The sequence below is a fragment of the Aeromonas sp. FDAARGOS 1403 genome (assembly GCF_019047325.1).
GTDB lineage: Bacteria > Pseudomonadota > Gammaproteobacteria > Enterobacterales > Aeromonadaceae > Aeromonas > Aeromonas dhakensis.
The window spans coordinates 2,874,537-2,900,224 of the sequence record NZ_CP077249.1 but is presented as its reverse complement, the minus strand read 5'-3'; the positions used below and the strand labels follow the sequence as shown (position 1 = coordinate 2,900,224).

At 63.8% G+C, this 25,688-nt stretch carries 19 protein-coding genes; 18 read left to right on the top strand and 1 reads right to left on the bottom strand.

What is annotated here, in order from left to right; translation table 11 throughout:
• The first annotated feature begins 324 nt into the window (after nt 1–324).
• From I6L33_RS13690 to I6L33_RS13605, 18 genes are all read left to right on the top strand, one after another.
• Nucleotides 325–1,083 (top strand): flagellar motor protein, encoded by a 759-nt coding sequence (locus tag I6L33_RS13690; RefSeq protein ID WP_005299846.1) that lies wholly within the window; start codon nt 325–327, stop codon nt 1,081–1,083.
• The gene (locus I6L33_RS13685; RefSeq protein ID WP_010634270.1) at nt 1,058–1,936 is read left to right on the top strand and encodes a flagellar motor protein MotB; all 879 of its coding nucleotides are present in this window, start codon (nt 1,058–1,060) and stop codon (nt 1,934–1,936) included. The genes I6L33_RS13690 and I6L33_RS13685 overlap by 26 nt, the downstream gene beginning before the upstream one ends.
• Before the next feature lie 258 nt (nt 1,937–2,194).
• A complete protein-coding gene (locus I6L33_RS13680) occupies nt 2,195–2,599 on the top strand; it encodes an NADH-quinone oxidoreductase subunit A (protein ID WP_005299842.1) in 405 nt (134 codons plus the stop codon).
• Between the two features lie 29 nt (nt 2,600–2,628).
• Nucleotides 2,629–3,303, top strand: a complete 675-nt coding sequence (locus I6L33_RS13675) for an NADH-quinone oxidoreductase subunit B family protein (protein ID WP_005299840.1) — start codon at nt 2,629–2,631, stop codon at nt 3,301–3,303.
• Between the two features lie 2 nt (nt 3,304–3,305).
• Nucleotides 3,306–5,111, top strand: a complete 1,806-nt coding sequence (nuoC, locus tag I6L33_RS13670; protein ID WP_017780025.1) for an NADH-quinone oxidoreductase subunit C/D — start codon at nt 3,306–3,308, stop codon at nt 5,109–5,111.
• A 61-nt stretch (nt 5,112–5,172) separates the two neighbouring features.
• Nucleotides 5,173–5,715: an NADH-quinone oxidoreductase subunit NuoE gene (nuoE, locus tag I6L33_RS13665; protein ID WP_010634273.1), complete on the top strand. Its 543-nt coding sequence runs from the start codon at nt 5,173–5,175 to the stop codon at nt 5,713–5,715.
• Entirely contained in the window at nt 5,712–7,079 is a 1,368-nt protein-coding gene (gene nuoF / locus I6L33_RS13660; RefSeq protein WP_024941389.1) for an NADH-quinone oxidoreductase subunit NuoF, read from the top strand. The genes nuoE and nuoF overlap by 4 nt, the downstream gene beginning before the upstream one ends.
• 68 nt (nt 7,080–7,147) lie before the next feature.
• The gene (gene nuoG, locus I6L33_RS13655) at nt 7,148–9,877 is read left to right on the top strand and encodes an NADH-quinone oxidoreductase subunit NuoG (protein WP_216972699.1); all 2,730 of its coding nucleotides are present in this window, start codon (nt 7,148–7,150) and stop codon (nt 9,875–9,877) included.
• Entirely contained in the window at nt 9,874–10,842 is a 969-nt protein-coding gene (nuoH, locus tag I6L33_RS13650) for an NADH-quinone oxidoreductase subunit NuoH (RefSeq protein WP_010634276.1), read from the top strand. Before nuoG ends, nuoH begins: the two co-directional genes overlap by 4 nt.
• A gap of 128 nt (nt 10,843–10,970) precedes the next feature.
• On the top strand, nt 10,971–11,513 hold the full coding sequence (nuoI, locus tag I6L33_RS13645) for an NADH-quinone oxidoreductase subunit NuoI (RefSeq protein WP_005299827.1): 543 nt from the start codon (nt 10,971–10,973) through the stop codon (nt 11,511–11,513).
• A gap of 10 nt (nt 11,514–11,523) precedes the next feature.
• Nucleotides 11,524–12,075, top strand: coding sequence for an NADH-quinone oxidoreductase subunit J (gene nuoJ, locus I6L33_RS13640; protein WP_094696078.1), 552 nt, complete (start codon nt 11,524–11,526; stop codon nt 12,073–12,075).
• Nucleotides 12,072–12,380 (top strand): NADH-quinone oxidoreductase subunit NuoK, encoded by a 309-nt coding sequence (nuoK, locus tag I6L33_RS13635; protein WP_005299823.1) that lies wholly within the window; start codon nt 12,072–12,074, stop codon nt 12,378–12,380. The genes nuoJ and nuoK overlap by 4 nt, the downstream gene beginning before the upstream one ends.
• Nucleotides 12,377–14,224, top strand: coding sequence for an NADH-quinone oxidoreductase subunit L (gene nuoL / locus I6L33_RS13630; RefSeq protein ID WP_216972698.1), 1,848 nt, complete (start codon nt 12,377–12,379; stop codon nt 14,222–14,224). Before nuoK ends, nuoL begins: the two co-directional genes overlap by 4 nt.
• A 78-nt stretch (nt 14,225–14,302) precedes the next feature.
• A complete protein-coding gene (nuoM, locus tag I6L33_RS13625) occupies nt 14,303–15,823 on the top strand; it encodes an NADH-quinone oxidoreductase subunit M (protein WP_216972697.1) in 1,521 nt (506 codons plus the stop codon).
• Between the two features lie 61 nt (nt 15,824–15,884).
• On the top strand, nt 15,885–17,348 hold the full coding sequence (gene nuoN / locus I6L33_RS13620) for an NADH-quinone oxidoreductase subunit NuoN (RefSeq protein ID WP_010634280.1): 1,464 nt from the start codon (nt 15,885–15,887) through the stop codon (nt 17,346–17,348).
• A gap of 188 nt (nt 17,349–17,536) precedes the next feature.
• Nucleotides 17,537–18,667 (top strand): FIST signal transduction protein, encoded by a 1,131-nt coding sequence (locus I6L33_RS13615; protein WP_216972696.1) that lies wholly within the window; start codon nt 17,537–17,539, stop codon nt 18,665–18,667.
• The gene (locus I6L33_RS13610) at nt 18,664–20,097 is read left to right on the top strand and encodes an HD domain-containing phosphohydrolase (RefSeq protein ID WP_216972695.1); all 1,434 of its coding nucleotides are present in this window, start codon (nt 18,664–18,666) and stop codon (nt 20,095–20,097) included. Before I6L33_RS13615 ends, I6L33_RS13610 begins: the two co-directional genes overlap by 4 nt.
• A gap of 16 nt (nt 20,098–20,113) precedes the next feature.
• Nucleotides 20,114–21,640, top strand: a complete 1,527-nt coding sequence (locus I6L33_RS13605) for an HD domain-containing phosphohydrolase (protein ID WP_216972694.1) — start codon at nt 20,114–20,116, stop codon at nt 21,638–21,640.
• Between the two features lie 60 nt (nt 21,641–21,700).
• On the opposite strand, the gene purL is transcribed toward I6L33_RS13605, so the two are convergent.
• Complete coding sequence (gene purL, locus I6L33_RS13600) at nt 21,701–25,606, bottom strand: phosphoribosylformylglycinamidine synthase (protein ID WP_216972693.1); 3,906 nt, start codon at nt 25,604–25,606, stop codon at nt 21,701–21,703.
• Between the last annotated feature and the right edge of the window lie 82 nt (nt 25,607–25,688).

The window sequence follows — 25,688 nt, the reverse complement described above, 5'->3', positions numbered from 1 at the left end:
AGTCCTGCTGGCTATGACCCGCCCCATGGTGCGCCGATCTCACCACCCATTTGAACGGCCAGCCTGATGGCTGATAGTGACATTCCGCCGCCAGCCAGCCTCTGCAGCCAAGCATCTCAGACGCAAGACCACAGCACCGCCAAATTCCCTCTGCTGGCAGCAACGTCCACCTTGGTGGCACACCCCTTTCCAGCCGGAAAACACCTCTCCCAGGCGGCAGCTGACGCTGGCGCGCGTTATTGCTCACCGATTGGATATCATTTTGAAAAACTGATACTTAAGTAGCTACACTAGCCATTATCAATCTTCAGGGATGCGTAATAAATGAGCTTAATCGGCCTGGTTCTGGCATTGATCGCCATTCTGGGCGGCAACATGATCGAGGGCGGCCACCCCAGCGCCCTGCTCGATCTGCCCGCCTTCCTCATCGTGATCGGCGGTACTGTCGGTGCCGCTCTGACCCAGTTCCCCTTCTCCGTCGTCGGCAGCACCCTCAAGCGTTTCAAGTGGTTGCTGACCCCTCTCAAACTCGACATGCAGGAGCAGGCCGAGTTGTTGGAGAACCTGGCGGGCAACGCCAGGCGCAGCGGCATGCTGGCCCTGGAAGGGATGATCGACGACATCAAGGACCCCTTCCTGCAAAAGGGGGTACAGATGATGGTCGACGGTTACGAGAAGACCAAGATCCACGAGGTGCTGGAGAACGAGATCGAGTTCGAGCAGGAGGACCTCGAGCAGACCGTCAAGTTTTATGAGGCCATGGGGGGTTATTGCCCGACCATGGGGATCGTGGGGGCAGTATTTGGCCTCATTCACGCCATGGGCCTGCTGGATGCCCCGGACAAGCTGGGGGGCGCCATTGCGGTGGCCTTCATCGCCACCATCTACGGGGTTTCGGCCGCCAACCTCATCTTCCTGCCCTTCGGCAACCGCTACAAGGCCTTTGCCCACCAGATCCGCCACTACAAGGAGATGACCCTGACCGGCATCCTCTGCATCGTGGACGGCGAATCCCAACAACGTCTGCAAGTCACCCTCGAACCCTACTTAGGAGGCCATGGTGGCAAAAAAGAAAAAGGCTGAGGCGCCGGAGAACCACGAACGTTGGCTGGTCTCCTATGCCGACTTCATGACCCTGCTGTTTGCCCTGTTCGTGGTGCTCTACTCCTTCGCGATGGCCAAGCAGTCTGAAACCCGGGTACTGATCCAGGGCTTCATCGAATCGCTGGGTAAAATAGGCCTGATCTCTCCTCCCGCCGGTTCACCGGTCATGCAAGGGGGGACCGGCATTCTCGAGCCGGAATCCAAGACCACCCCGAGCAGCCCCGAGAAGGAGACGGTGCTGGAGAAAGATGCCCCCGCGGCGGCCTCGGATCCCTTCAACGAGACCATAGGCGCCTCTGAGAAACCGAGTGCGACGGAGTCCTGGCCTCACAAAACCAAGGAACAAGAGTGGGTGCAGGTCACCAAGAAGAAGCTGGAACAGCAGCTCAAGGCACAGATTGAATCCAAGGATCTGGAGGTGGAACAGCTCGGCAGCCAGCTGGTGATCCGCATCGGTGAGAAGGCGCTGTTCCCGGCCGATTCCGCCTTCCTGCAGCCCCAGTTCATTCCGCTGGTCAACAAGATCGCCGGCATTCTGGCGGATATCCCGGGCAAGGTGGTGGTGACCGGTCACACCGACAACTCGCAGGCGCCGGTAGAGCTCTATCGCAGCAACTGGGAGCTGTCGGTGCTGCGCTCGGCCTCCATCGTGCACACCCTGCTCACCAACCCCAAGCTCGATGCCTCCCGGATCATCGCACAGGGGGTGGCCGATGCCCAGCCCCGCTATCCCAACGACACCCCGGAACACCGGCAGGCCAACCGCCGGGTCGAGATCACCCTCTCCCAGGGCAAGGCCGCCGAAGAGTCCCTCCCCGTCCTCAAACCCTGATCCAGCAGACCCCGCCCGGCGGGGTCTCGTTTTTCTCGATTAGTTTATTTTTCGAACTGCCCTGCGATTTTCCCCCCATTACAAAAGCGAGTGAAAATGATTCTCAAATAGGAACATTGACCCCGCTTGCAAAATACGATTTTCCTCCCGCTGATTAATAATTAATCCCCTGAAATGACATGTAAATCAGTATCAAGGTGGCATAATACGTAACATCCTTGTTAAGTCTCGTGATTAATTTGGTTAGGGAAAACTCCTATGTTTGCTGATATTGCTGTCCAGCATTGGGCTTTTGCTGTCTATGTAGTTGGCGCCATCTGTATCTGCCTGATCATGATCGGCCTGGCAGCCCTGCTGGGAGGCCGCGCCTACGGCCGAGCCAAGAACAAGCCCTTCGAATCAGGCGTGGACTCCGTGGGCAATGCCCGTCTGCGCTTCTCCGCCAAGTTCTATCTGGTTGCCATGTTCTTCGTCATCTTCGACGTGGAAGCGCTCTATCTCTTTGCCTGGTCCGTCTCCGTTCGGGAGAGCGGCTGGGTCGGCTTCATCGAGGCCACCATCTTCATCTCCTTGCTGCTGGTAGGACTCATCTACCTGTGGCGCATCGGCGCCCTCGACTGGGCACCGAAAAAACGCGTCCTGACCGACAAGAAGCCAGACTGAATTACTGATTATCCCTTTGAGGTTGCACCATGAAGTACACCCTGACCCGGATTGACCCGGATGCGCCGGTTGAGCGCTACCCCCAGGAACAGCGCCAGACCGTCGAGGATCCCCTGGCTCAAGAGGCCTCACGCGGCATCATGATCGGGCGCCTCGAAGAGGTGCTGCAGGACACGGTCAACTGGGGCCGCAAGAACTCCCTCTGGCCCTACAACTTCGGCATCTCCTGCTGCTACGTGGAGATGTGTACCGCCTTCACCTCCCCTCATGACGTGGCCCGCTTCGGCGCCGAAGTCATCCGGGCCTCACCGCGCCAGGCCGATTTCATGGTCATCGCCGGCACCCCCTTCATCAAGATGGCCCCGGTCATCCAGCGCCTGTACGAACAGCTGCTCGAACCCAAGTGGGTCATCTCCATGGGGGCCTGCGCCAACTCGGGCGGCATGTATGACATCTACTCGGTCGTGCAGGGCGTGGACAAGTTCCTGCCGGTCGACGTCTACATTCCGGGCTGCCCGCCCCGTCCCGAGGCATTCCTGCAGGCCTTGATGCTGCTGCAGGACTCCATCGGCAAGGAGCGCCGTCCGCTCTCCTGGGTGGTGGGCGATCAGGGCATCTATCGCCCCCAGATGCCTGCCGAGAAGGACCGCAAGCGTGGCGAGCGGATCAACGTCACCAACCTGCGCACGCCGGATGAGATCTGACCATGAAACTGACTCGAGAATTTCCCAGCAACTACGCCATGGCCCAGTGGCAACCGAGTGATCACAAAGACGCTCAGGTAGTCGGCGAGCTGTTTGCCCATTTCGGTGCCGAACGCTTCACCATCCAGAATACCCGCACCGGCGTGCCGGTGGTCTGGCTCTCCCGCGAGCTGCTGCTGGACGTGATGGGGTTCCTTAAAAAACTGCCCTCCCCGTTCGTGATGCTGTTTGACTTGAGCGCCACCGACGAGCGGATGCGCAGCCATCGTCACGACCTGCCCGACAGCGACTTCACCGTCTTCTATCACCTCATCTCCATCGATCGCAACGCCGACCTGATGTTGAAGGTGCCGCTCAAGGAGGGGGATCTGACGCTGCCCACCGTCAGCCGCCACTTCCCCAACGCCAACTGGTATGAACGGGAAGTGTGGGATCTGATGGGCATCAATTTCGATGGTCACCCCCACCTGACCCGCATCATGATGCCCAAGAGCTGGCAGGGTCACCCGCTGCGCAAGGATTATCCGGCGCGCGCCACCGAATTTGATCCCTTCATGCTCGATGCCGCCAAGCAGGACATGGAGCAGGGCAACCTGATGTTCAAGCCGGAAGAGTGGGGCATGAGCCGCGGCAACGAGAACGAGGACTACATGTTCTTGAACCTGGGCCCCAACCACCCCTCCGCCCACGGCGCCTTCCGCCTGGTACTGCAGCTCGATGGCGAGGAGATCCGCGACTGCGTGCCCGATATCGGCTATCACCACCGCGGTGCCGAGAAGATGGGCGAGCGCCAGTCCTGGCACAGCTACATCCCCTACACCGACCGGGTCGAGTACCTGGGCGGCGTGATGAACAACCTGCCCTACGTGCTGGCGGTCGAGAAGCTGGCCGGCATCAAGGTGCCACAGCGGGTCGACATGATCCGGGTGATGTTGGCAGAGCTGTTCCGCATCCAGAGTCACCTGCTGTTCATCGGTACCTATATCCAGGACGTGGGCGCCATGACCCCGGTCTTCTTCACCTTCACCGACCGGCAGCGGATTTACACCATCATCGAAGCCATCACCGGCGCCCGCATGCATCCGGCTTGGTTCCGCATCGGCGGCGTGGCCCACGATCTGCCCGTCGGCTGGCAGCGACTGGTGCAGGACAACCTGCTGAGCTGGCTGCCCAAGCGGCTGATGGACTATGAGAAGGCCGCCATGCGCAACAGCATACTGCGTGGCCGCACCATAGGCGTCGCCGCCTACAACACCGAACAGGCGCTGGCCTGGGGCACCACGGGCGGCGGTCTGCGCGCCACCGGCCTCAACTTCGACGTGCGCAAGTGGCGTCCCTACTCCGGCTACGATCAGTTCGAATTCGAGGTACCGGTCGGTGCCAACGGCGATGCCTACGATCGCGCCTTGGTGCGCATCGAGGAGATGCGCCAGAGCATGCGCATCATAGAGCAGTGCATGAAGAACATGCCGGAGGGGCCGTTCAAGGCGGATCACCCGCTCACCACGCCGCCGCCCAAAGAGCGCACCCTGCAGGACATCGAGACCCTGATCACCCACTTCCTGCAAGTGTCGTGGGGCCCGGTCATGCCGGCCGCCGAGTCCTTCCAGATGATCGAGGCGACCAAAGGGATCAACAGTTATTACCTGACCAGCGACGGCTCCACCATGAGCTACCGGACCCGGATCCGCACCCCGAGCTTTGCTCACCTGCAACAGATCCCCTCGGTGATCCGTGGCCAGATGGTGTCGGACCTCATCGTCTATCTGGGCAGTATCGATTTCGTTATGTCGGATGTGGACCGTTGAGTAACGGCTGTTACCAAGCGCCGTTACACGACAACAAGAACAAGCCACAAAAGGTTATGCCATGAGCCAGCAATGTCAGTGCCAACACAATCCGTCCCCGCAGGGACAGAGTTCATGTCAGGGCAAGGGGAACGATTTCGTCCTGAGCCAGGCAGAACGCGATGCCATCGAGCATGAGAAACACCACTACGAAGATCCCCGTGCCGCCAGTATCGAAGCGCTCAAGATAGTGCAGCAGGCCCGCGGCTGGGTACCTGACGGTGCCATCCACGCCATCGCCGCCGAGCTCGGTATCCCCGCCAGCGACGTGGAGGGGGTCGCCACCTTCTACAGCCAGATCTTCCGCCAGCCGGTGGGTCGCCACATCATCCGCGTCTGCGACAGCATGGTCTGCTACATCAACGGCCACGAACAACTGCTGGCCGGCCTGAAAGAGGTGATGGACCTGGCCCCCGGCCAGACCTCCGCCGACGGCCGCTTCACCCTGCTGCCGGTCTGCTGCCTCGGCAACTGCGACAAGGGGCCGGCGCTGATGATCGACGATGACACCTACGGTGGGCTCGACGCCGTCAGCCTGCTCAAGACCCTGGAGGCTTACCCATGAGTCTGGCATCCCTTGGTACCGCCAACCGCATCGCCCGCGCGGCCGAGACCCATCCCCTCACCTGGCGGCTGCGCGACGACGGCCAGCCGGTCTGGCTGGATGAATACCAGAGCAAGCAGGGTTACGATGCGGCCCGCAAGGCATTGGGCCAGATGAGCCCTGATGAAATCGTCGGCACCGTCAAGGATGCCGGCCTCAAGGGTCGCGGCGGCGCCGGCTTCTCCACCGGCGTGAAGTGGGGCCTGATGCCCAAAGATGAGAGCATGAACATCCGTTACCTGCTCTGCAACGCCGACGAGATGGAGCCGAACACCTACAAGGATCGGCTGTTGATGGAGCAACTACCCCACCTGCTGATCGAGGGGATGATCATCTCGGCCAAGGCCCTCAAGGCCTACCGTGGCTACATCTTCCTGCGCGGCGAGTACGTCGATGCCGCCACCAACCTGCGCCGGGCGGTAGAAGAGGCCAAGGCCGCCGGGCTGCTCGGCAAGAACATCCTGGGCTCGGGCTTTGACTTCGAGCTGTTCGTCCACACCGGCGCCGGCCGTTACATCTGCGGCGAAGAGACGGCGCTCATCAACTCCCTAGAAGGGCGCCGCGCCAACCCGCGCGCCAAGCCCCCCTTCCCCGCCGTTTCCGGCGTCTGGGGCAAGCCCACCTGTGTCAACAACGTCGAGACCTTGTGCAACGTGCCCGCCATCATAGGCAACGGTGTGGCCTGGTATCAGGGGCTGGCGCTGCCGGGTTCGGAAGATCACGGCACCAAGCTGATGGGCTTCTCCGGCAAGGTCAACAACCCCGGCCTGTGGGAACTGCCATTCGGCATCACCGCCCGCGAGCTGTTCGAGAACTACGCCGGCGGCATGAAGCCCGGCTATCGCCTGAAAGCCTGGCAACCTGGTGGGGCCGGTACCGGCTTCCTGCTGCCCGAACACCTGGATGCCCAGATGTATGCCGGCGGCATCGGCAAGGTCGGCACCCGGATGGGCACGGGCCTTGCCATGGCGGTGGATGACAGCATCAACATGGTCTCCCTGCTGCGCAACATGGAAGAGTTCTTCGCCCGCGAGTCCTGTGGCTGGTGCACCCCCTGTCGCGACGGCCTGCCCTGGAGCGTCAAGCTGCTGCGCGCGCTGGAGCGGGGCGAGGGTCAGCCAGGGGATCTCGCCACCCTGGAGCAGCTGGTCAGCTTCCTCGGCCCGGGCAAGACCTTCTGTGCCCATGCCCCTGGCGCCATCGAGCCGCTGGGCAGTGCGATGAAGTATTTCCGGTCCGAATTCGAGGCCGGCGTCAAGGCGCCGCAGGATAGTCACAAGCAGCTCAAGGGTATCCAGCCCAACCTGCTGGGCGAGCGCTGGTAAGGCGCCCAGTGCGCCCGCAGAACCGGCGCGAGCCACAGAATTTATCTCATTGAAGTCAGGGAAGTTGTATGGCCACCATTCATGTAGACGGTAAAGAGTTCGAGGTAGACGGGGCAGATAACCTGCTGCAAGCCTGTCTCTCCCTTGGGCTGGACGTCCCCTATTTTTGCTGGCACCCGGCGCTCGGTAGCGTCGGCGCCTGCCGCCAGTGTGCGGTGAAGCAGTATCAGAATGCCGATGACAAGCGCGGCCGCCTGGTCATGTCCTGCATGACCCCCTCCACCGATGGCACCTATATCTCCATCGAGGATGAAGAGGCGAAGGAGTTTCGCAAGACGGTGGTGGAGTGGCAGATGACCAACCACCCCCACGACTGCCCGGTGTGCGAAGAGGGCGGTGCCTGCCACCTGCAGGACATGACGGTGATGACCGGCCACAACAGCCGGCGCTACCGTTTCACCAAGCGCACCCACCAGAATCAGGATCTGGGCCCCTTCATCAACCACGAGATGAACCGCTGCATCGCCTGCTATCGCTGCGTCCGTTACTACAAGGATTACGCCGGCGGCGAGGATCTCGGGGTCTACGGCGCCCACGACAACGTCTACTTTGGCCGGGTCGAGGATGGCACCCTGGAGAGCGAGTTCTCCGGCAACCTGGTGGAGGTCTGCCCCACCGGCGTGTTCACCGACAAGACCCACTCCGAGCGCTACAACCGCAAGTGGGACATGCAGTTCGCCCCCAGCATCTGCCAGGGGTGTTCGGTCGGCTGCAACATCAGCCCGGGTGAGCGTTATGGCGAGCTGCGCCGCATCGAGAACCGCTATCACGGCGCCCTGAACCACTACTTCTTGTGTGACCGCGGCCGCTTCGGCTACGGCCACGTCAATCTGACCGACCGCCCGCGCCAGCCCCTGCTGCAGGATGGCAGTGACAAGCTGGCCATCACTGTGGACGGTGCCCTGAACCGGGCCGCCGACGCCCTGCGCACCGCCAGTGGCGTCATTGGCATCGGCTCGCCGCGGGCGTCACTTGAGAGCAACTTCGCCCTGCGCGAACTGGTGGGCGCCGCCAACTTCTACAGCGGCGTCGAGCAAAGCGAATGGGAATGCCTGCAGAAGATGCTGCAGATCCTGCAGCACGGTGGTGTGCGCACCCCCAGCCTGCGTGACATGGAAGAGGCCGATGCCGTGCTGGTGCTCGGTGAGGATGTCACCCAGACCGCCGCCCGCATCGCCCTGGCCCTGCGTCAGGCAGTCAAGGGCAAGGGCCGTGAAATCGCCCGCAAGCTGAAGGTGGATCTGTGGCAGGTCGCCGCGGTGCAGACCCTGGCCCAGAACGAGCGCTACCCGCTGCTGATCACCAGTCTCGACACCACCCGACTGGACGACGTGGCGAGCGGCACCCTGCACGCCCCTCACGCGGATCAGGCGCGCCTGGGCTTCGCCATCGCCCATCTGCTCGATGGCAGCGCCCCTGCCCTGACCGAACTCGCCCCCGAGCAGCAGGCCCTGGCCGCCAACTGGGCCGCGCTGCTCGGCAGCGCCAGGAAGCCGCTCATCATCGCCGGCACCGGTGCCCGTAGCCAGGCGCTGCTTGAGGCGGCCAGCAACATCGCCCGCGCCCTCAAGGGCCGTGGCCAGGCCGTGGAGCTCGCCCTGGTCGCTCAGGAGGCCAACAGCCTGGGGCTGGCCATGCTGGCCGGCAATGCCGCCCCGCTGGAAGCCGCCCTCGAGCGTATCGAAAAAGAAGAGAAGCTCGCGCTGGTGATGCTCGAAAACGATCTCTACCGCCGCGCACCGCGCAACCGCGTCGATGCCGCCATCGACCGCCTGCAGCACCTGCTGGTGGTCGATCATCAGGACACCGGCACCGCCAAGAAGGCGAACCTGGTACTGCCTGCCGCCAGCTTCGCCGAGGGCGACGGTACCCTCATCAACATGGAAGGTCGCGCCCAGCGTTTCTTCCAGGTCTATGCCCCCGCCTTCTACGACGCCGACATCCAGGTGCGCGAGAGCTGGCGCTGGCTGGCCGCCCTGCAAGGGGCGCTGGATCGCAAACCGCTGCGCTGGAACACCTTCGACGAGGTGAGCAGTGCCTGCGCCGCCAGCGCTCCGCTGCTGACCAGCATGCGCGAGGCCGCGCCCAACGCCGGTCTGCGCATCCGCGGCATGAAGCTCGCCCGCGAGCCGCACCGCTACAGTGGCCGCACCTCCATGCTGGCGGATCAGAACGTGAGCGAGCCGAGAGTCGCCCAGGATCCCGACTCGCCCTTCAACTTCTCCATGGAAGGCTACGCCGGTGCCCGCCAGCCGCTGCAACAGGTGCCATTCGCCTGGGCGCCGGGCTGGAACTCCCCCTCCGCCTGGAACAAGTTCCAGGACGAGGTGGGTGGCAACCTGCGCGCCGGGGATCCCGGTCGCCGTCTGCTGGAAGCGGGCGAGGAGAGCCTCGGCTGGTTCGACACTATTCCCGCCCCGTTCAGCGCCAAAGAGGCGCTGCAGGTGGTGAGCTATGACCAGCTGTTTGGCGGCGAAGAGCTCTCTGCCAGAAGCCCGGTCATCCAGGCCCGCATGAGCGAGCCCGTACTGGTGCTGAACCCGGCCGACGCCAACCGTCTCTCTCTTAATGCCGGCAGCCAGGTCGCCTTCTCCTGGGGTGGCCACCACTGGAGGTTGACCCTGCGTCTGAGCGAGCATCTGGCTGCCGGTCTGGTGGGTCTGCCGCTTGGTGTCAACGGTCTGCCGACCGCCCTGCACCAGCAATATCTCGCCAACCTGCAGGAGGCCATCGCATGAGCGACTCTCTGATCGATCTGTTGCTGGAGATCGGCAAGGCATTGATCGTGCTGGTGGGGATCGTGGGGGCCGGCGCCTTCATGAGCTTCATCGAGCGCCGTTTGCTGGCGCTGTGGCAGGATCGTTACGGCCCCAACCGGGTAGGCCCCTTCGGCCTGCTGCAGCTGGCGGCCGACATGATCAAGATGTTCTTCAAAGAGGACTGGATCCCGCCCTTCGCCGATCGCCGGATCTTCGTGCTGGCCCCCATCATCGCCTTTACCGCCTTCATTCTGGCGTTTGCGGTGGTGCCGATCACCCCCACCTGGGGCGTGGCCGATCTCAACGTGGGACTGCTCTACATCCTGGCCATCGCGGGGCTGGCAGTCTATGCCGTGCTGTTCGCCGGCTGGTCGAGCAACAACAAGTACTCCTTGCTCGGCAGCCTGCGCGCCTCGGCCCAGACCCTCTCCTACGAGGTGTTCCTCGGCCTCTCCTTGATGGGAATCGTCATCCAGACCGGCAGCTTCAACCTGCGGGATATCGTGGAAGCCCAGGCAGGACTGTGGAACATCATCCCCCAGTTCCTGGGCTTCATCACCTTCCTGTTTGCTGGCGTCGCCGTCACCCACCGCCATCCGTTTGACCAGCCGGAAGCGGAGCAGGAGCTCGCCGACGGTTATCACATCGAGTATGCGGGCATGAAGTGGGGTCTCTTCTTCGTGGGTGAGTACATCGGCATCGTGCTGATCTCTTCGCTCATCGTGACCCTGTTCTTCGGTGGCTGGCACGGCCCCTGGCTGCCGCCCTTCATCTGGTTTGCCCTGAAGACCGCCTGCTTCATGGTGTTCTTCATCCTGCTGCGGGCCTCTCTGCCCCGCCCGCGCTTTGACCAGGTGATGTCGTTTGGCTGGAAAGTCTGCCTGCCGCTGACCCTGCTCAACATGTTGGTCACCGGCGCCGTGGTGCTGGCGAATGCGCAGTGAGGCCCCGATGGACAGAAAAATTGTGATGCCGTTTGGCTGGAACGTCTGCTTGCCCGCCGTCCTGCATCCCGCACGGGATGCAGCCGCTACGGGCTGTGGTGCTGATGAATGTGCAGTGAGGCACGACTATGAAAATTATTAACATCATCAAGGGTGTCGGCACCCAGTTACGCAGCCTGGGGATGGTGTTCTCCCATGCCTGGCGCCCCCGCGAGACCCTCAATTACCCGGAGCAGGCCGTCTATGCGGCGCCCCGCTATCGCGGCCGCATCGTGCTGACCCGCGACCCGGACGGCGACGAGCGCTGCGTGGCCTGCAACCTGTGTGCGGTGGCCTGCCCGGTCGGCTGCATCTCGCTGCAAAAATCCGAGCGGGAAGATGGTCGCTGGTACCCTGAGTTCTTTCGCATCAACTTCTCCCGCTGCATCTTCTGCGGCCTGTGCGAAGAGGCCTGCCCCACCACCGCCATCCAGCTGACGCCGGATTTCGAGATGGGCGAGTACCGCCGACAGGATCTGGTGTACGAGAAGGAGGATCTGCTGATCAGCGGCCCCGGCAAGTACCCGGACTACAACTTCTATCGCATGAGCGGGATGGCCATCGACGGCAAGCCGAAAGGGGATGCCGAAAACGAAGCCAAGCCCATCGATGTCAAGAGCCTGCTGCCCTGAGGAGTCAATCATGGAACTGGCATTCTATGCCGCGGCCCTGGTCGCCATTTACAGCACGCTGCGGGTGATCAGCACCAGCAATCCGATGCACGCGCTGCTCAATCTCATCATCTCCCTCATCGCCGTGGCCATGATCTTCTTCTGCCTGGGCGCCGCCTTCGCAGGCGCCCTGCAGGTGATCGTCTACGCGGGCGCCATCATGGTGCTGTTCGTGTTCGTGGTGATGATGCTGAACCTGGGCTCGGCCCAGGATCAGGAGAAGCACTGGCTCACTCCCACCACCTGGGTGGGCCCGGGCCTGCTTTCGCTCATTCTGCTGGGTTTTCTGGCCTACGGCATTCTCGGGGTCACCGGCGGTGAACTCGGTCTGACCGACGTCAGTGCCAAAGCGGTCGGCATCGCCCTGTTCGGTCCTTACGTGCTGGCGGTGGAGCTCGCCTCCATCCTGCTGCTGGCCGGTCTGGTGACCGCCTATCACCTGGGCCGTGAAGACAAGAGCGGCGAAGTACTCTCGGTGCCCCGCACCCAGGCCCGTCCATCACAAGAAGGAGGTCAGCAATGAATGGCATCCCCATGGAGCACGGACTGCTGCTGGCTGCCGTGCTGTTCTGCATCGGCCTGTGCGGCCTGCTGATCCGCCGCAACTTGCTGTTTATCCTCATGAGTATCGAGATCATGATGAACGCCTCGGCACTGGCATTCGTGGTGGCTGGCAGCCGCTGGGCCCAGGCCGATGGCCAGATCATGTACATACTGGTGATTTCTCTGGCGGCAGCGGAGGCCAGTATCGGCCTCGCCCTGTTACTGCTGCTCTATCGTCGTTACCACACCCTCAACGTGGACACTGTGAGCGAGATGCGCGGATGAGCCTCCTATACCTGACTTTTCTGTTTCCGCTGCTGGGATGGCTGGTGCTGGCCTTCTCCCTCGGTCGTTTCGGCGAGCGCACCTCGGCGCTCATCGGCGTCGGCAGCATAGGGTTGTCGGCCCTCACTACCCTGTGGGTCGGCATTGATTTTCTCAACACCATGCCGGCGGGCGGCGTCTATACCCAAACCCTGTGGCAGTGGATCTCGGTGGGCAGCTTCAGCCCCAGCTTCCGCCTGGCACTGGACGGTCTGTCGCTGACCATGCTGGGGGTGGTGACCGGGGTGGGCTTCTTCATCCACCTGTTCGCCTCCTGGTACATGCGCGGGGAAGAGGGTTATTCGCGCTTCTTCACCTACACCAACCTCTTCATCGCCAGCATGCTGTTTCTGGTGCTGGCCGATGACCTGCTGTTCGTGTATCTGGGCTGGGAAGGGGTAGGTCTGTGCAGCTACCTGCTGATCGGCTTCTACTACAAGGATCGCAACAACGGCGCCGCCGCCCTCAAGGCGTTCGTGGTGACCCGGGTCGGCGACGTCTTCCTCGCCATCGGCCTGTTCATCCTCTATCGCGAGCTCGGCACTCTCAACATCCATGAGCTGCTGGTGCGCGCCCCCACCCTGTTTGCCGAAGGCTCCCCCGCCCTGTCGCTGGCCTGCCTGATGCTGCTCGGCGGCGCCGTCGGCAAATCGGCCCAGCTGCCGCTGCAGACCTGGCTGGCGGATGCCATGGCGGGCCCGACCCCGGTCTCGGCACTGATCCACGCGGCCACCATGGTGACCGCCGGTGTCTATCTCATCGCCCGTACCCACGGCCTGTTCCTGCTGGCCCCCGAGATCCTGCATCTGGTGGCGCTGGTCGGGGCCATTACCCTGGTGCTGGCAGGCTTTGCCGCCCTGGTGCAAACCGACATCAAGCGGATCCTGGCTTACTCCACCATGAGCCAGATCGGCTACATGTTCCTGGCCCTCGGTGTTGGCGCCTGGGAAGGGGCCATCTTCCACCTGATGACCCACGCCTTCTTCAAGGCGCTGCTGTTCCTCTCCGCCGGTGCCGTGATCGTCGCGACCCACCACGAGCAGAACATCTTCAAGATGGGGGGCTTGCGCAAGAGCCTGCCGCTGGTCTATGCCTGCTTCCTGGTAGGGGGCTCGGCCCTGGCCGCGCTGCCGCTGGTGACCGCCGGTTTCTACAGTAAAGACGCCATCCTGTGGCAGGTGCAGGCCAGCGGCCAGAGCGCCCTGCTGTGGGCCGGTCTGGGTGGTGCCTTCCTCACCTCCCTCTACACCTTCCGCCTCATCTTCATCGCCTTCCACGGCGAGGCGAAGACCGAGGCTCATCCTGGCCACGGTCTGGCCCACCAGCTGCCACTGCTGGTGCTGATGGTGCTCTCCACCGGCATCGGCGCCCTGATCGTGCCGCCGCTGGCGGGGGTACTGCCGGCAGGTCCGGGGGATCACATCGAAGAGGGGCGCCACGCGTTGGAGATCATCTCCGCCGTCATCGCCATCGCCGGCATCGCCCTGGCCGCCTTCCTGTTCCTGGGTGAGCGCCGTCTGGCCAGCAGCATAGCCAACAGCGCGCCGGGCAAGTTGCTCAGCACCCTCTGGTTCAACGCCTGGGGCTTTGACTGGCTTTACGATCAGCTGTGGGTCAAACCGTATCTGCTGGCGACCCGCCTGCTCGGCAAGGATCCGCTGGACTGGATGATGAACCTGCCGGCCTGGCTGGCCCAGAGCGGCCACCAGCTGCTGGCCTGGACCGTTTCCGGCAAGTTGCGCTGGTATGCAGCCTCCATGGGGATGGGCGCCGCCCTGATCCTGGCCCTGCTGCTGCTCGGCTGATCCCGTGATGCAGCCCCTGAACTCGCAGCAAGCCCACGGGCCTGCACAGTGACTAGAACATAGACGAGAGCTGATATCGTGACCTTACTCTGGATCTTGTTAATACCCTTCATCGGCGGTCTGCTCTGTTGGCAGACCGAGCGATTCGGCGAGTACTTCGTACGCTGGGTCGCCCTGCTGTCGATGAGCGCCTGCCTGCTGCTCTCCTGCGCCATCTGGTGGAGCGGTGACTTCACCCTGTCAGCCCAGGGCGGCGTATCCGCCTGGGTCGCCGAACTGCAACTGCCCTGGATCCCCCGCTTTGGCATCTCACTGCACCTGGCGGTGGATGGCTTGTCGCTGCTGATGGTGATCCTCACCTGCTTCATCGGCGTGTTGGCCATCCTCTGTTCCTGGAAGGAAATCGTGCAGCGCATCGGCTTCTTCCACCTCAACCTGCTGTGGATTTTGGGTGGCGTGCTCGGCGTCTTCATGGCGCTGGACCTGTTCCTCTTCTTCTTCTTCTGGGAGATGATGCTGGTGCCCATGTACTTCCTGATTGCGCTGTGGGGCCACTCGGTCACCGACGGCAAATCCCGGATCAACGCCGCCACCAAGTTCTTCATCTACACCCAGGTCAGCGGCCTCATCATGCTGGTCGCCATCCTGGGCCTGGTGCTGACTCACCACGCCGCCACCGGCGTGTTCACCTTCAACTATCAGGACTTGCTGAACACCCCCATGAGCGAGGGGGTGCAGTGGCTGCTGATGCTGGGCTTCTTCATCGCCTTCGCGGTCAAGATGCCGCTGGTGCCGCTGCACGGCTGGCTGCCGGATGCCCACAGCCAGGCACCGACCGCGGGTTCCGTGGACTTGGCGGGGATCCTGCTCAAAACCGCCGCCTACGGTCTGCTGCGCTTCGCCTTGCCACTCTTCCCCGAGGCATCCGCCGAATTTGCCCCCTACGCCATGGTGCTGGGCCTCATCGGCATCGTCTACGGCGCCATCGTGGCGTTCGCCCAGACCGACATCAAGCGGCTGGTGGCCTACACCAGCATCTCCCACATGGGCTTCGTGATGATCGCCATCTATTCGGGCAGCGAGCTGGCCCTGCAGGGCGCCGTGGTACAGATGATCGCCCACGGTCTCTCCGCCGCCGGCCTCTTCATCCTGTGCGGTCAGCTCTACGAGCGTCTGCACACCCGGGACCTGCGCCTGATGGGCGGGCTGTGGGGCCGGCTGCGCTACCTGCCCGGCGTGATGCTGTTCTTCTCGGTCGCCTCTCTGGGGATGCCGGGCACCGGCAACTTCGTCGGCGAGTTCCTGATCCTCATCGGCAGCTTCCAGGTTGCCCCCGTGCTCACCATCATCGCCACCTTCGGGCTGGTACTGGCCTCGGTCTACTCCCTCATCATGCTGCAGCGCGCCTGCTTCGGTACCCCCAAGGACGAGAGCGTGCTCAAGGGGCTCGACAGTCGCGAGCTGGTGATGATGATGACCATTGCCGGTCTTTTGGTGCTGCTCGGTGTCTATCCCCAACCTGTGCTCGACACCGCGGGCAACAGCCTGCTGAGCGTGCTGCACTGGTACGCCCTGCCCTTCGCAGGAGCATTGCAATGAGAGTGACCGCTGTTAAACCGCTGGCCCTGTTGCCTTCCTTGTCCCTTACAGGAGCACTGCAATGACCTTCACCGCTTCGCAACTGCTGGCCCTGCTGCCCCTGTTGCTGACAACCGGGGCCATGGTGGCCCTGATGCTGGCCATCGCCTGGAAACGGTGCGATGACACTGCCTTCGTGGTCACCATCGCCGGTCTCAACCTGGCGCTCTTCTCCCTGCCCATCGTGATGGCGCAAGGCGATCAGGGGGTCACCCCGCTGCTGCAGATCGATGGCTACGCCGTCTTCTACATGGGCCTGGTGCTCATCGGCGCCCTGGCCACCTGTACCTTCGGCCGCTCCTGGCTCAAGGGCTATCCGGACAACCGGGAAGAGTTCTACCTGCTGCTGCTGATCGCCACCGCCGGTGGCCTGGTGCTGGCCGGCTCCCGTCACCTCGCCTCCCTGTTCATCGGGATCGAGATGCTGACCCTGCCGATGTTCGGTCTGGTGGGCTACGCCTATCGCGAGCGCCACTCGCTGGAGGCCAGCATCAAGTACATGGTGCTCTCCGCCGCCGCCACCGCCTTCCTGCTGTTCGGCATGGCGCTGCTCTATGCCCAGGCCGGCAGCCTCAGCTTCAGCGATCTGGGGCTGACCCTGGCCACCACCCCGGCCCACCACCCGCTGCTGATGGGCGGTCTTGGTCTGATGCTGGTCGGCTTTGCCTTCAAGCTCTCCCTGGCACCGTTCCACCTCTGGACCCCGGACGTGTACGAAGGGGCGCCGGCACCGGTGGCCACCTTCCTCGCCACCGTCAGCAAGATCGCGGTGTTCTGCGTGCTGCTGCGCTTCTACCTGGCGGTGCCCGCCGCCGCGGATCCCATGATCCACTGGCTGCTGGCCGCCATGGCGGTGGTCTCCATCGTCATCGGCAACCTGCTGGCCCTGCTGCAGACCAACATCAAACGGATGATGGGTTACTCCTCCATCTCCCACTTCGGTTACCTGCTGGCGGTGATCGTGGCGAGCCGTCTCGGCCAGATGCCGGTGGAAGCGGCCGGCGTCTATCTGCTGATGTATCTGTTCACCAGCCTGGGGGCCTTCGGCGTCATCAGCATGATGTCCAGCCCCTATCGCGGCAAGGATGCGGACTCCCTGCACAGCTATCGCGGCCTGTTCTGGCGTCGTCCCTACCTGACCGCCGTGCTGACCGTGATGATGCTCTCGCTGGCCGGTATCCCCATGACGCTCGGTTTTATCGGCAAGTTCTACCTGATCGGGGTGACCGTCGATGCCAAGCTGTGGTGGCTCTCCGGCGCCATCGTGCTCGGCAGTGCCCTGGGTCTCTACTACTACCTGCGGGTCATGGTCACCCTCTATCTGCGCGAGCCCGGCATGCAGCTGCGCGACGCCAAGGGGGACTGGGCCATCACCTCCGGTGGTCTGGTGGTGCTGCTCTCCGCCGCGCTGGTGGTGGCACTGGGTCTCTATCCCCAGCCGGTCATCAGCCTGGTGCAGGGCTTCCAGAACGTGGTGCTGCGCTGATTTCACTCCCCCAAAAAACCGGCCCAGGTGGCCGGTTTTTTTATCTGCCCAAAACTGGATGCCTGACCAGCCATCTCAAATTTATCTGCCTTTATAACGGCTTATAAGCGCTTATCGGACACGACCGGGTATCCACTTCGCCCGCCTTGCTGATATATTGGCCATTGGCAGGAAAGGAGTTCCGAGGGATGATGCAGCCCGCTTTTCTTTCATTCGATGCGCAACCACTGGCCGATGCACTGCAGCCCTATCGCGGGGAGCGGCTCGATCTCTTGCTGGCCGAGCAGGATGCCGGGCACGTGGCCGAGTTGCAGCAGCAGTGCCGGCGGCTCGATATTCAGCTCAGCGGCGCACTCTTTCCCCGCCTCATCAGCCGCCACGGCTTTCATGAGCACGGTGCCTGGCTGCTGCCGCGCCCGGCCTCCCACGCCCCTCTGCTCATCCCGCTCGATCCCGCCGCCAGCACAGACCTGCAGACCCGCACCCTTTGTGATGCGCTGCTCCCCCAGCTTGCGCAGTGGCCAGAGGCCGCGGGCGTACCGACCCTCTTTCTGACCTTCGATGCCATGATCCCCAACATCGCCTCCCTCCTCGAGGGGATCTATCTGCATCTCGCGGACAGGGTCAATTATGCCGGCGTCAATGCCGGCAGCGGCCAGTTCCGCCCCATGCCCTGCCTGTTCGACAACCACAGATTGCTGGCGCAGGCGGTCTGCTGCACCCTGCTGCCCCACCACAGCTACCCGCAGCTCGAGCACGGCTATCAGCTCACCGCCCAGCCCATGCTGGCCACCAGCAGCGAGGGCAACAAGATTGCCTTCATCGACTGGGAGCCGGCCTTCAGTCGCTACCAGTCCCTGGTCCAGCAACAGTTCCAGCAGCGCCTGACGCCGGATCAGTTCTACCAGTACGGTGTCCACCTGCCGCTCGGGCTGCTGCGGGCCAACGGCAACGTGATCGTGCGCATCCCGGTCGCCGTCACCGACGAGGGGGCTCTGCTCTGCGTCGGGGAGGTGCCGGATCACAGCATCCTCACCCTGCTCAAGGCGCCGCAGAGCCCGACCGCCCACGCCATCGAGCTGGCCGAAAAGCTGAGCCGGCACGGCGCCCCCGAGCGCCTCGAGATCTACTACTGCGCCGGCCGTCAGCAGCACTTCGGCGAGCAGAGCACGCTGGAGCTGAAGACCCTCTTCAACCACAGCGGTGCCCACGAGCTGGTCGGCGCCCTCTCCCTTGGCGAGATTGGCAGCCTGCGGCCGGGGGAGTATCCGCTGTTTCACAACGGCGCCATTCTCTGCAACGGGGAGGGACGGCGATGAACAACGACCACGCCATGGCCATCGTCTGCGATCTCGCTCTCTGCATCGGTCGCGAGGTCACTCTGGACGCCCTGTTGACCAAGGTGCTGCAGCGTTTTCTGTTTCACTGTGCCTGCCCGGTCGGGCTGGTGCTGCAGCAGTTGCCACAGGGGGAGTACAAGATCATCAAGGCGCTCGGGGATGAGCAGCTGGTCAGCCACCAGGGAGAGCCGCTCGCGTTGCCCCACTGGGTCGGCGACGGCGAGCAGTGCATCCTGCGCGCCCCGCTGCCGCTGCCCGCTGCACGCCCCTACCCCTTTGCCTACCGGCTGCGGATCGAGGGGGGCTATCTGATGCTGCTGCTCTCCCCCAATGCGGAACAGCAGGGGGAGCGGCTCTGTCACCTGTTCAGCCCCATCCTCGGCAACCTGGCCCGCGCCATCCAGCTGTGCCGGGACAGCGAGCAGCTGGCCCTGCGCCAGCAGGCGGAGCTGGTCGACATGCAGCGCTTCAACGAATCCCTGTTAAGGGCAATCCCCATCCCGGTGTTCTACAAGGATGTCGAGGGGCGTTTCATCAGCTGCAACCCGACCTTCACCCAGATCACCGGCATCAGCAAGGCCGAACTGCAGGGCAAGCGGGTGGACGAGCTCCTGCCCCCGGAGATGGCCGACGAATACACCCAGCGCGACCTGGAAGTGCTGCGCAGCAGGCAGCCACAATATTTCGAGCACACCCTGTTTGACCGGGAGGGCCGCCGCTATCAGGTGCTCAACTTCAAGGATCTCTTCTACGACCATCAGGGCAAGGTGGCCGGCATCATAGGCGCGCTGGTCGACATCACCCACATCAAGGAGAGCGAGCAGCAGCAACGTACCCTGCTGTTCCAGACCATAGCGGCGCTCTCCTCCGCCATCGCCCACAAGGATCCCAGCACCGCGGGCCACGAGCGGCGCGTGCACGATCTGGCGCTGGCCATCGGCCAGCATCTGCAACTCGCGCAAGAGCGGCTGGATGGACTGGGCCTCGCCGCCATGGTGCACAACATCGGCCTGCTGCAGATCCCGGCGGAGATCCTCACCCGCCCCCGCGAATTGCGGGAGGTGGAGTTCGAGCTCATCAAGCTGCACCCGCAGGCGGGCTGTGAAATTCTGCAGCAGATAGACTTCCCCTGGCCCATCGCCACCATAGTGCAGCAGCACCATGAGAACATGGACGGCAGCGGCTATCCGCAGGGATTGCAGGGGGATGCCATCTGCCTGGAGGCGCGCATCATCCGGGTGGCCGACTCCCTGGCCGCCATGACTGCCCACCGTCCGTTTCGGCGGGCCCTCTCCTTCACCGATGCCTTCGCCGAGCTGACCCGCTATGCCGGTGTCCACTACGACGAACAGGTAGTCAGCGCCTGCTTCGCCGTCTGGCAGGCGGGCTACCGCTTCGCCCCCCTTTGACCGAGGCTGGATGACGATGAGTTCAAGACCCGCACCGCCCTTTACCCCGCTGTCCACGGCCGCCCTGCTTGGTCAGGTGATGGATCATTTGCCCTACCGGGTGCTGCTCAAAGATACCCACTCCCTCTTCATCGCCTGCAACCGGCTGCTGGCAGACGATCTCGCCCTCACCCCGACCGAACTGGTCGGCAAGTGCGATGCCGACTTCTTCCCGGCCGAGCTGGCCCAGCGCTATCGGGACGACGATCTCAGGGTCATGACCAGCGGCACCACCCAGCGCCACGAGGAACCCTATCTCAAGGGAGGCGAGGCCCGCTGGCTCAGCACCACCAAGTTTCCCCTGTTCGACGAGCTGGGTCAGGTGGTCGGCGTCGGCGTCTTCTTCGATGACATCACCGAGAAGAAGCAGCAGCAGGAGCGGCTGCAACAGTACACCTGGACCCTGGAGGCCATCGGCCGTGCCCATCACGCCATGCTCAGGCCGGACGACGAGCAGACGCTGCTGCAGGAGATCTGCGACGCCATCACCTTCGACGGCCGTTTCCCCCTCGTCACCGTGCTGCAGGAAAAACCTGACCAGCACACCCTGCAGGTGCTGGCGCAGGCGGGCAACGCAACCTGGTTTGCCAGCGACGAGTGGCTGACCCGGGATCCCGCCCTGCACCAGGCCATCAGCACAGAGATGCCGTGCAACGAGGCGCTCCCCTGCGAGCTGGTACATCATTCGGCCACCCTGCGCGCCCGCCTGCTGCTGCCGCTGCAGTGGCACACCGGCGGGCGCGGCGGCCTGCTCATTCACAGCGAGCAGGCCCGCCCCTTCACCGACGAGGAGGTGCACCTATTCAGCCAGCTGGCGGACTACCTTGCCTATGGCCTGCAGGCCCGGGCGACTCAGCAGGCCTACCTCACCGCCCAGCGCGACAAGGTGCTGCATGCCCGTCAGCTGGAGCTGGCGCTGGAAGATGCCCTCGGTGCCATTGCCGCCGTGCTGGAGCAGCGTGATCCCTACACCGCCGGCCACCAGAAGCACGTCGCCACCCTGGCGCTGGCCATCGGTCGCGAGCTGAAGCTGGACGACAAGCGATTGCGAGGGCTCTATCTGGGGGCCATGGTGCACGACATCGGCAAGATCCAGGTACCGGTCGACATCCTCACCAAGCCGGGGCGGCTGACCCCGCAGGAGTTCAACCTGGTCAAGGAGCACCCGGGCGCCGGCTATCAGGTGCTCAAGGACATCGCCCTGCCCTGGCCCATCGCCCAGATGATCCACCAGCACCACGAGTACATCGACGGCTCCGGCTACCCGGCCGGGCTCAAGGGCGAGCAGATCCTGCTGGAGGCCCGCATCCTCACGGTGGCCGACATAGTGGAATCCATGTCCTCCGATCGCCCCTACCGCGCCGCCCTCGGCATTCCCCAGGCCAGGGCCCATATCATCCAGCTGCGCGGCACCCGGCTGGATGAAGCCGTCGTGGACGCCTGCCTGCGCATTCTCGATCGCGGTGACTTCATCCCCCACGAACTGGGTCACGGCCGCCCCTAGCGGGAACGTCGCCATAAAAAAACCGGCCACAAGGGCCGGTTTTTTATTTTCGATGTGAGCTTAGCCCAGACGAACCCGGGCGTTGCGGAACATCCGCATCCAGGCGCCATCCTCGCCCCAGTTGTCCGGGTGCCAGGAGTTGGCCACGGTGCGGAACACCCGCTCCGGGTGCGGCATCATGATGGTGGCGCGTCCGTCGGTGGTGGTCACGGCGGTGATACCGTTCGGCGAGCCGTTCGGGTTGGCCGGGTACTGCTCGGTCACCTGACCGCGGTTGTCGACGAAACGCAGCCCCACCAGGCCGCTGGCTTGCAACGACGCCAGGTGAGCGGCATCACGCACCTCCACTCGCCCCTCCCCGTGGGAGACGGCAATCGGCATCACGGAGCCTGCCATGCCGGCGAAGAAGGCGGACGGGGAGTCCTGTACTTCCACCAGGCTGAAGCGGGCCTCGAAGCGCTCGGAGCGGTTGCGCACGAAGCGCGGCCACAGATCGGCACCCGGGATCAGCTCGCGCAGGTTGGACATCATCTGGCAACCGTTGCACACACCCAGGGAGAGGGTGTCGCCGCGCTCGAAGAAGCGCTGGAACTGCTCGCGGGCGCCCTCGTTGAACAGGATGGACTTGGCCCAGCCCTCGCCCGCCCCCAGCACGTCGCCGTAGGAGAAGCCGCCACAGGCCACCAGAGTCTGGAACTGCTCCAGCTTGATACGGCCTTCGAGGATGTCGCTCATGTGTACGTCGACGGCGGTGAAGCCGGCACGGTCAAACGCCGCCGCCATCTCCACGTGGGAGTTGACCCCCTGCTCGCGCAGCACCGCCAGACGGGGGGAGACCCCGCGGGCAATGTAGGGTGCAGCCACGTCCTCGGCCGGGTTGTAGCTGAGCTTGGCCTGCAGGCCAGGATCTGTGGCGTCCTGACGGGCGACGTGCTCCTGATCCGCGCACTCCGGGTTGTCGCGCAGACGCTGCATCTGCCAGCTGGTCTCGCCCCAGATGGTACGCAGGGCGGTGCGGCTGGCGCGATAGACCTCCTGACCGGCCCGCTGCAGGGTGATGAGATCCCCCTCGCGCACCGTGCCGAGCACGTGGGAGCAGGCCGCCAGACCATGACCGGCCAACAGGGTCATCACCGCTTCCTTGTCTTCACGACGCACCTGGATGACGGCACCCAGCTCCTCGTTGAACAGGGCCGGCAGCAGGCCGCCACCGATGCGATCCAGTTGCAGGTCGAGGCCGCAGTGACCGGCGAAGGCCATCTCCACCAGGGTGACGAAGAGGCCACCATCGGAGCGATCGTGATAGGCGATCAGCTTGCGATCGGCCACCAGTGCCTGAATGGCGTTGAAGAAGCCCTTGAGCTGGACCGGGTTGTCCAGGTCCGGCGCCTTGTCACCCAGCTGGCGATAGACCTGGGCCAGGGCGGAGGCGCCGAGGCGCTGCTTGCCGTTGCCAAGGTCGATGAGGATAAGGTCGGTCTCACCAAGATCGCTGCGCAGTTGCGGGGTGACAGTGTTGCGCACGTCCTCGACCCGGGCAAAGGCGGAGATGAGCAGGGAGAGCGGCGAGGTGACGCTTTGCTCCTGGCCATCCTGCTGCCAGCGGGTCTTCATGGACATGGAGTCCTTGCCCACCGGGATGGTGATGCCAAGGACCGGGCAGAGCTCCTCGCCCACCGCCTTGACCGCCTCATAGAGACCGGCATCTTCGCCCGGGTGACCGGCAGCGGCCATCCAGTTGGCGGAGAGCTTGACCCGCTTGAGGGAGCCGATGTGGACCGGCGCCAGGTTGGTCAGGGCCTCGGCCACCGCCATACGGGCGGAAGCCGCATGAGAGAGCAGCGCCACCGGGGTGCGCTCGCCCATGGACATGGCTTCGCCGTGGTAGCTGTCGTAGGTGGCGGCGGTGACGGCGCAGTCGGCCACCGGGATCTGCCAGGGGCCGACCATCTGGTCGCGGTTAACGAGGCCCGTCACGCTGCGATCGCCGATGGTGATGAGGAAGGATTTCTCCGCCACGGTGGGCAGACGCAATACCCGCTCAGCGGCGTCGCCGAGGGTGATGCCATCCAGTTGCAGTGCCTTGCCCTGGGCCGGCAGGCTCGCTACGTCGCGGTGCATCTTGGGGGTCTTGCCGAGCAGCACGTCCAGCGGCAGATCGATGGGGTGGTTATCAAAGTGCTGGTCGGAGAGGGTCAGGTGTTTCTCTTCGGTGGCGCTGCCGATGACGGCATAGGGTGCACGCTCACGCTCGCACAGCGCCTTGAACAGCGGCAGCTTCTCTTTGGCCACCGCCAGTACGTAGCGCTCCTGGGATTCGTTGCACCAGATCTCCAGCGGACTCATGCCCGGCTCGTCGTTCGGAATGGCGCGCAGATCGAAACGACCACCGCGATCGCCGTCGCTCACCAGCTCCGGCATGGCGTTGGAGAGGCCACCGGCGCCCACGTCGTGAATGAAGACGATGGGGTTGTCGTCCCCCAACTGCCAGCAGCGATCGATCACCTCCTGGCAGCGGCGCTCCATCTCGGGGTTGTCGCGCTGCACCGAGGCAAAGTCGAGATCTTCTGCCGACTGACCGGAGGCCATGGAGGATGCGGCGCCGCCGCCCAGACCGATGTTCATGGCCGGGCCACCCAGCACGATGAGGGCAGCCCCGACCGGGATCTCCCCTTTCTGGACGTGTTCGCTGCGGATGTTGCCGATGCCGCCCGCCAGCATGATGGGTTTGTGGTAGCCACGCACCTCGACGCCGTTGTGGCTCGGCACCTCCTCTTCGAAGGTACGGAAGTAACCGAGAATGGCCGGACGGCCGAACTCGTTGTTGAAGGCGGCGCCGCCAAGCGGCCCCTCCTGCATGATGTCAAAGGCGCTGACGATGCGGCTCGGCTTGCCGAAATCCTGCTCCCAGGGCTGTTCGAAACCGGGGATGCGCAGGTTGGAGACGGAGAAGCCTACCAGGCCCGCCTTGGGCTTGGCGCCACGGCCTGTCGCACCCTCGTCGCGGATTTCGCCGCCGGAGCCGGTAGCGGCGCCCGGGAAGGGGGAGATGGCGGTCGGGTGGTTGTGGGTCTCCACCTTCATCAGGATGTCGACCTGCTCCTGGTGGTACTGGTATTCGCCGTTGGCGGGGCTCGGGAAGAAGCGGCCACCCTGGCTCCCTTCCATCACGGCGGCGTTGTCTTTATAGGCAGACAGGACATGATCCGGCGTCTGCTCGAAAGTGTTCTTGATCATCTTGAACAGCGACTTGGGCTGCTGCTCACCGTCGATGGTCCAGTCGGCGTTGAAGATCTTGTGGCGGCAGTGCTCGGAGTTTGCCTGGGCAAACATGTAGAGCTCGATGTCGTTGGGATTGCGACCCAGCCGGGTGAAGTTCTCCACCAGGTAATCGATCTCGTCGTCGGCCAGCGCCAGACCCAGTGCCACGTTGGCCTCGGCCAAGGCGGCGCGGCCACCAGCCAGCAAATCCACCTGGGTGAAGGGGCGCGGCTCCTGATGGGCAAACAGGGCGGCGGCCTCGTTCATCTCGCCAAACACCGTCTCCATCATGCGGTCGTGCAGCACGGCGGCCACGTCGGCGCGCTGGGCAGCGCTCAGCTCACCCTTGGCCTGCACGTAATAGGCGATGCCGCGCTCGAGCCGCTTGACCTGGGTCAGGCCGCAGTTGTGGGCGATGTCGGTTGCTTTGGAAGACCAGGGGGAGATAGTGCCGGGGCGGGGGGTAACGAGAAACAGCTGACCGCTGGGGGTGTGTTCGGGGATGGTCGGGCCGTAGCGCAGGAGCTGGCCCAAGGTCGCTCGCTCCGGGGGCGACAGCAGGCTCGAGAGCTCGGCGAAGTGCACGTATTCGGCATAGACATCCTCTATCTCTACTCCTCTCTCCTGTTTCATCTGCGCGAAGCGTTGCAGCAGTTTTTGGACACGAAACTCAGACAGTGCGGGGGCACCACGCAAGATATCCATATGACCTTTCTCACCAAGTGTTGAAGTGGGGGGGAATTGAGACGCGCGTATTATAGGGATCAGGCCGACGGCGGACAAACGT

Bases quoted from the DNA above. Each gene is read 5' to 3' on its own strand.
- nuoE (WP_010634273.1), top strand. From the start codon at position 5,173: ATGAGCCAGCAATGTCAGTGCCAACACAATCCGTCCCCGCAGGGACAG.
- nuoG (WP_216972699.1), top strand. From the start codon at position 7,148: ATGGCCACCATTCATGTAGACGGTAAAGAGTTCGAGGTAGACGGGGCA.
- I6L33_RS13605 (WP_216972694.1), top strand. From the start codon at position 20,114: ATGAGTTCAAGACCCGCACCGCCCTTTACCCCGCTGTCCACGGCCGCC.
- nuoK (WP_005299823.1), top strand. From the start codon at position 12,072: ATGAATGGCATCCCCATGGAGCACGGACTGCTGCTGGCTGCCGTGCTG.
- nuoI (WP_005299827.1), top strand. From the start codon at position 10,971: ATGAAAATTATTAACATCATCAAGGGTGTCGGCACCCAGTTACGCAGC.
- I6L33_RS13610 (WP_216972695.1), top strand. From the start codon at position 18,664: ATGAACAACGACCACGCCATGGCCATCGTCTGCGATCTCGCTCTCTGC.
- I6L33_RS13675 (WP_005299840.1), top strand. From the start codon at position 2,629: ATGAAGTACACCCTGACCCGGATTGACCCGGATGCGCCGGTTGAGCGC.
- nuoH (WP_010634276.1), top strand. From the start codon at position 9,874: ATGAGCGACTCTCTGATCGATCTGTTGCTGGAGATCGGCAAGGCATTG.
- nuoJ (WP_094696078.1), top strand. From the start codon at position 11,524: ATGGAACTGGCATTCTATGCCGCGGCCCTGGTCGCCATTTACAGCACG.
- nuoF (WP_024941389.1), top strand. From the start codon at position 5,712: ATGAGTCTGGCATCCCTTGGTACCGCCAACCGCATCGCCCGCGCGGCC.
- nuoN (WP_010634280.1), top strand. From the start codon at position 15,885: ATGACCTTCACCGCTTCGCAACTGCTGGCCCTGCTGCCCCTGTTGCTG.
- purL (WP_216972693.1), bottom strand. From the start codon at position 25,606: ATGGATATCTTGCGTGGTGCCCCCGCACTGTCTGAGTTTCGTGTCCAA.
- I6L33_RS13690 (WP_005299846.1), top strand. From the start codon at position 325: ATGAGCTTAATCGGCCTGGTTCTGGCATTGATCGCCATTCTGGGCGGC.
- I6L33_RS13615 (WP_216972696.1), top strand. From the start codon at position 17,537: ATGATGCAGCCCGCTTTTCTTTCATTCGATGCGCAACCACTGGCCGAT.
- I6L33_RS13680 (WP_005299842.1), top strand. From the start codon at position 2,195: ATGTTTGCTGATATTGCTGTCCAGCATTGGGCTTTTGCTGTCTATGTA.
- nuoL (WP_216972698.1), top strand. From the start codon at position 12,377: ATGAGCCTCCTATACCTGACTTTTCTGTTTCCGCTGCTGGGATGGCTG.
- nuoC (WP_017780025.1), top strand. From the start codon at position 3,306: ATGAAACTGACTCGAGAATTTCCCAGCAACTACGCCATGGCCCAGTGG.
- I6L33_RS13685 (WP_010634270.1), top strand. From the start codon at position 1,058: ATGGTGGCAAAAAAGAAAAAGGCTGAGGCGCCGGAGAACCACGAACGT.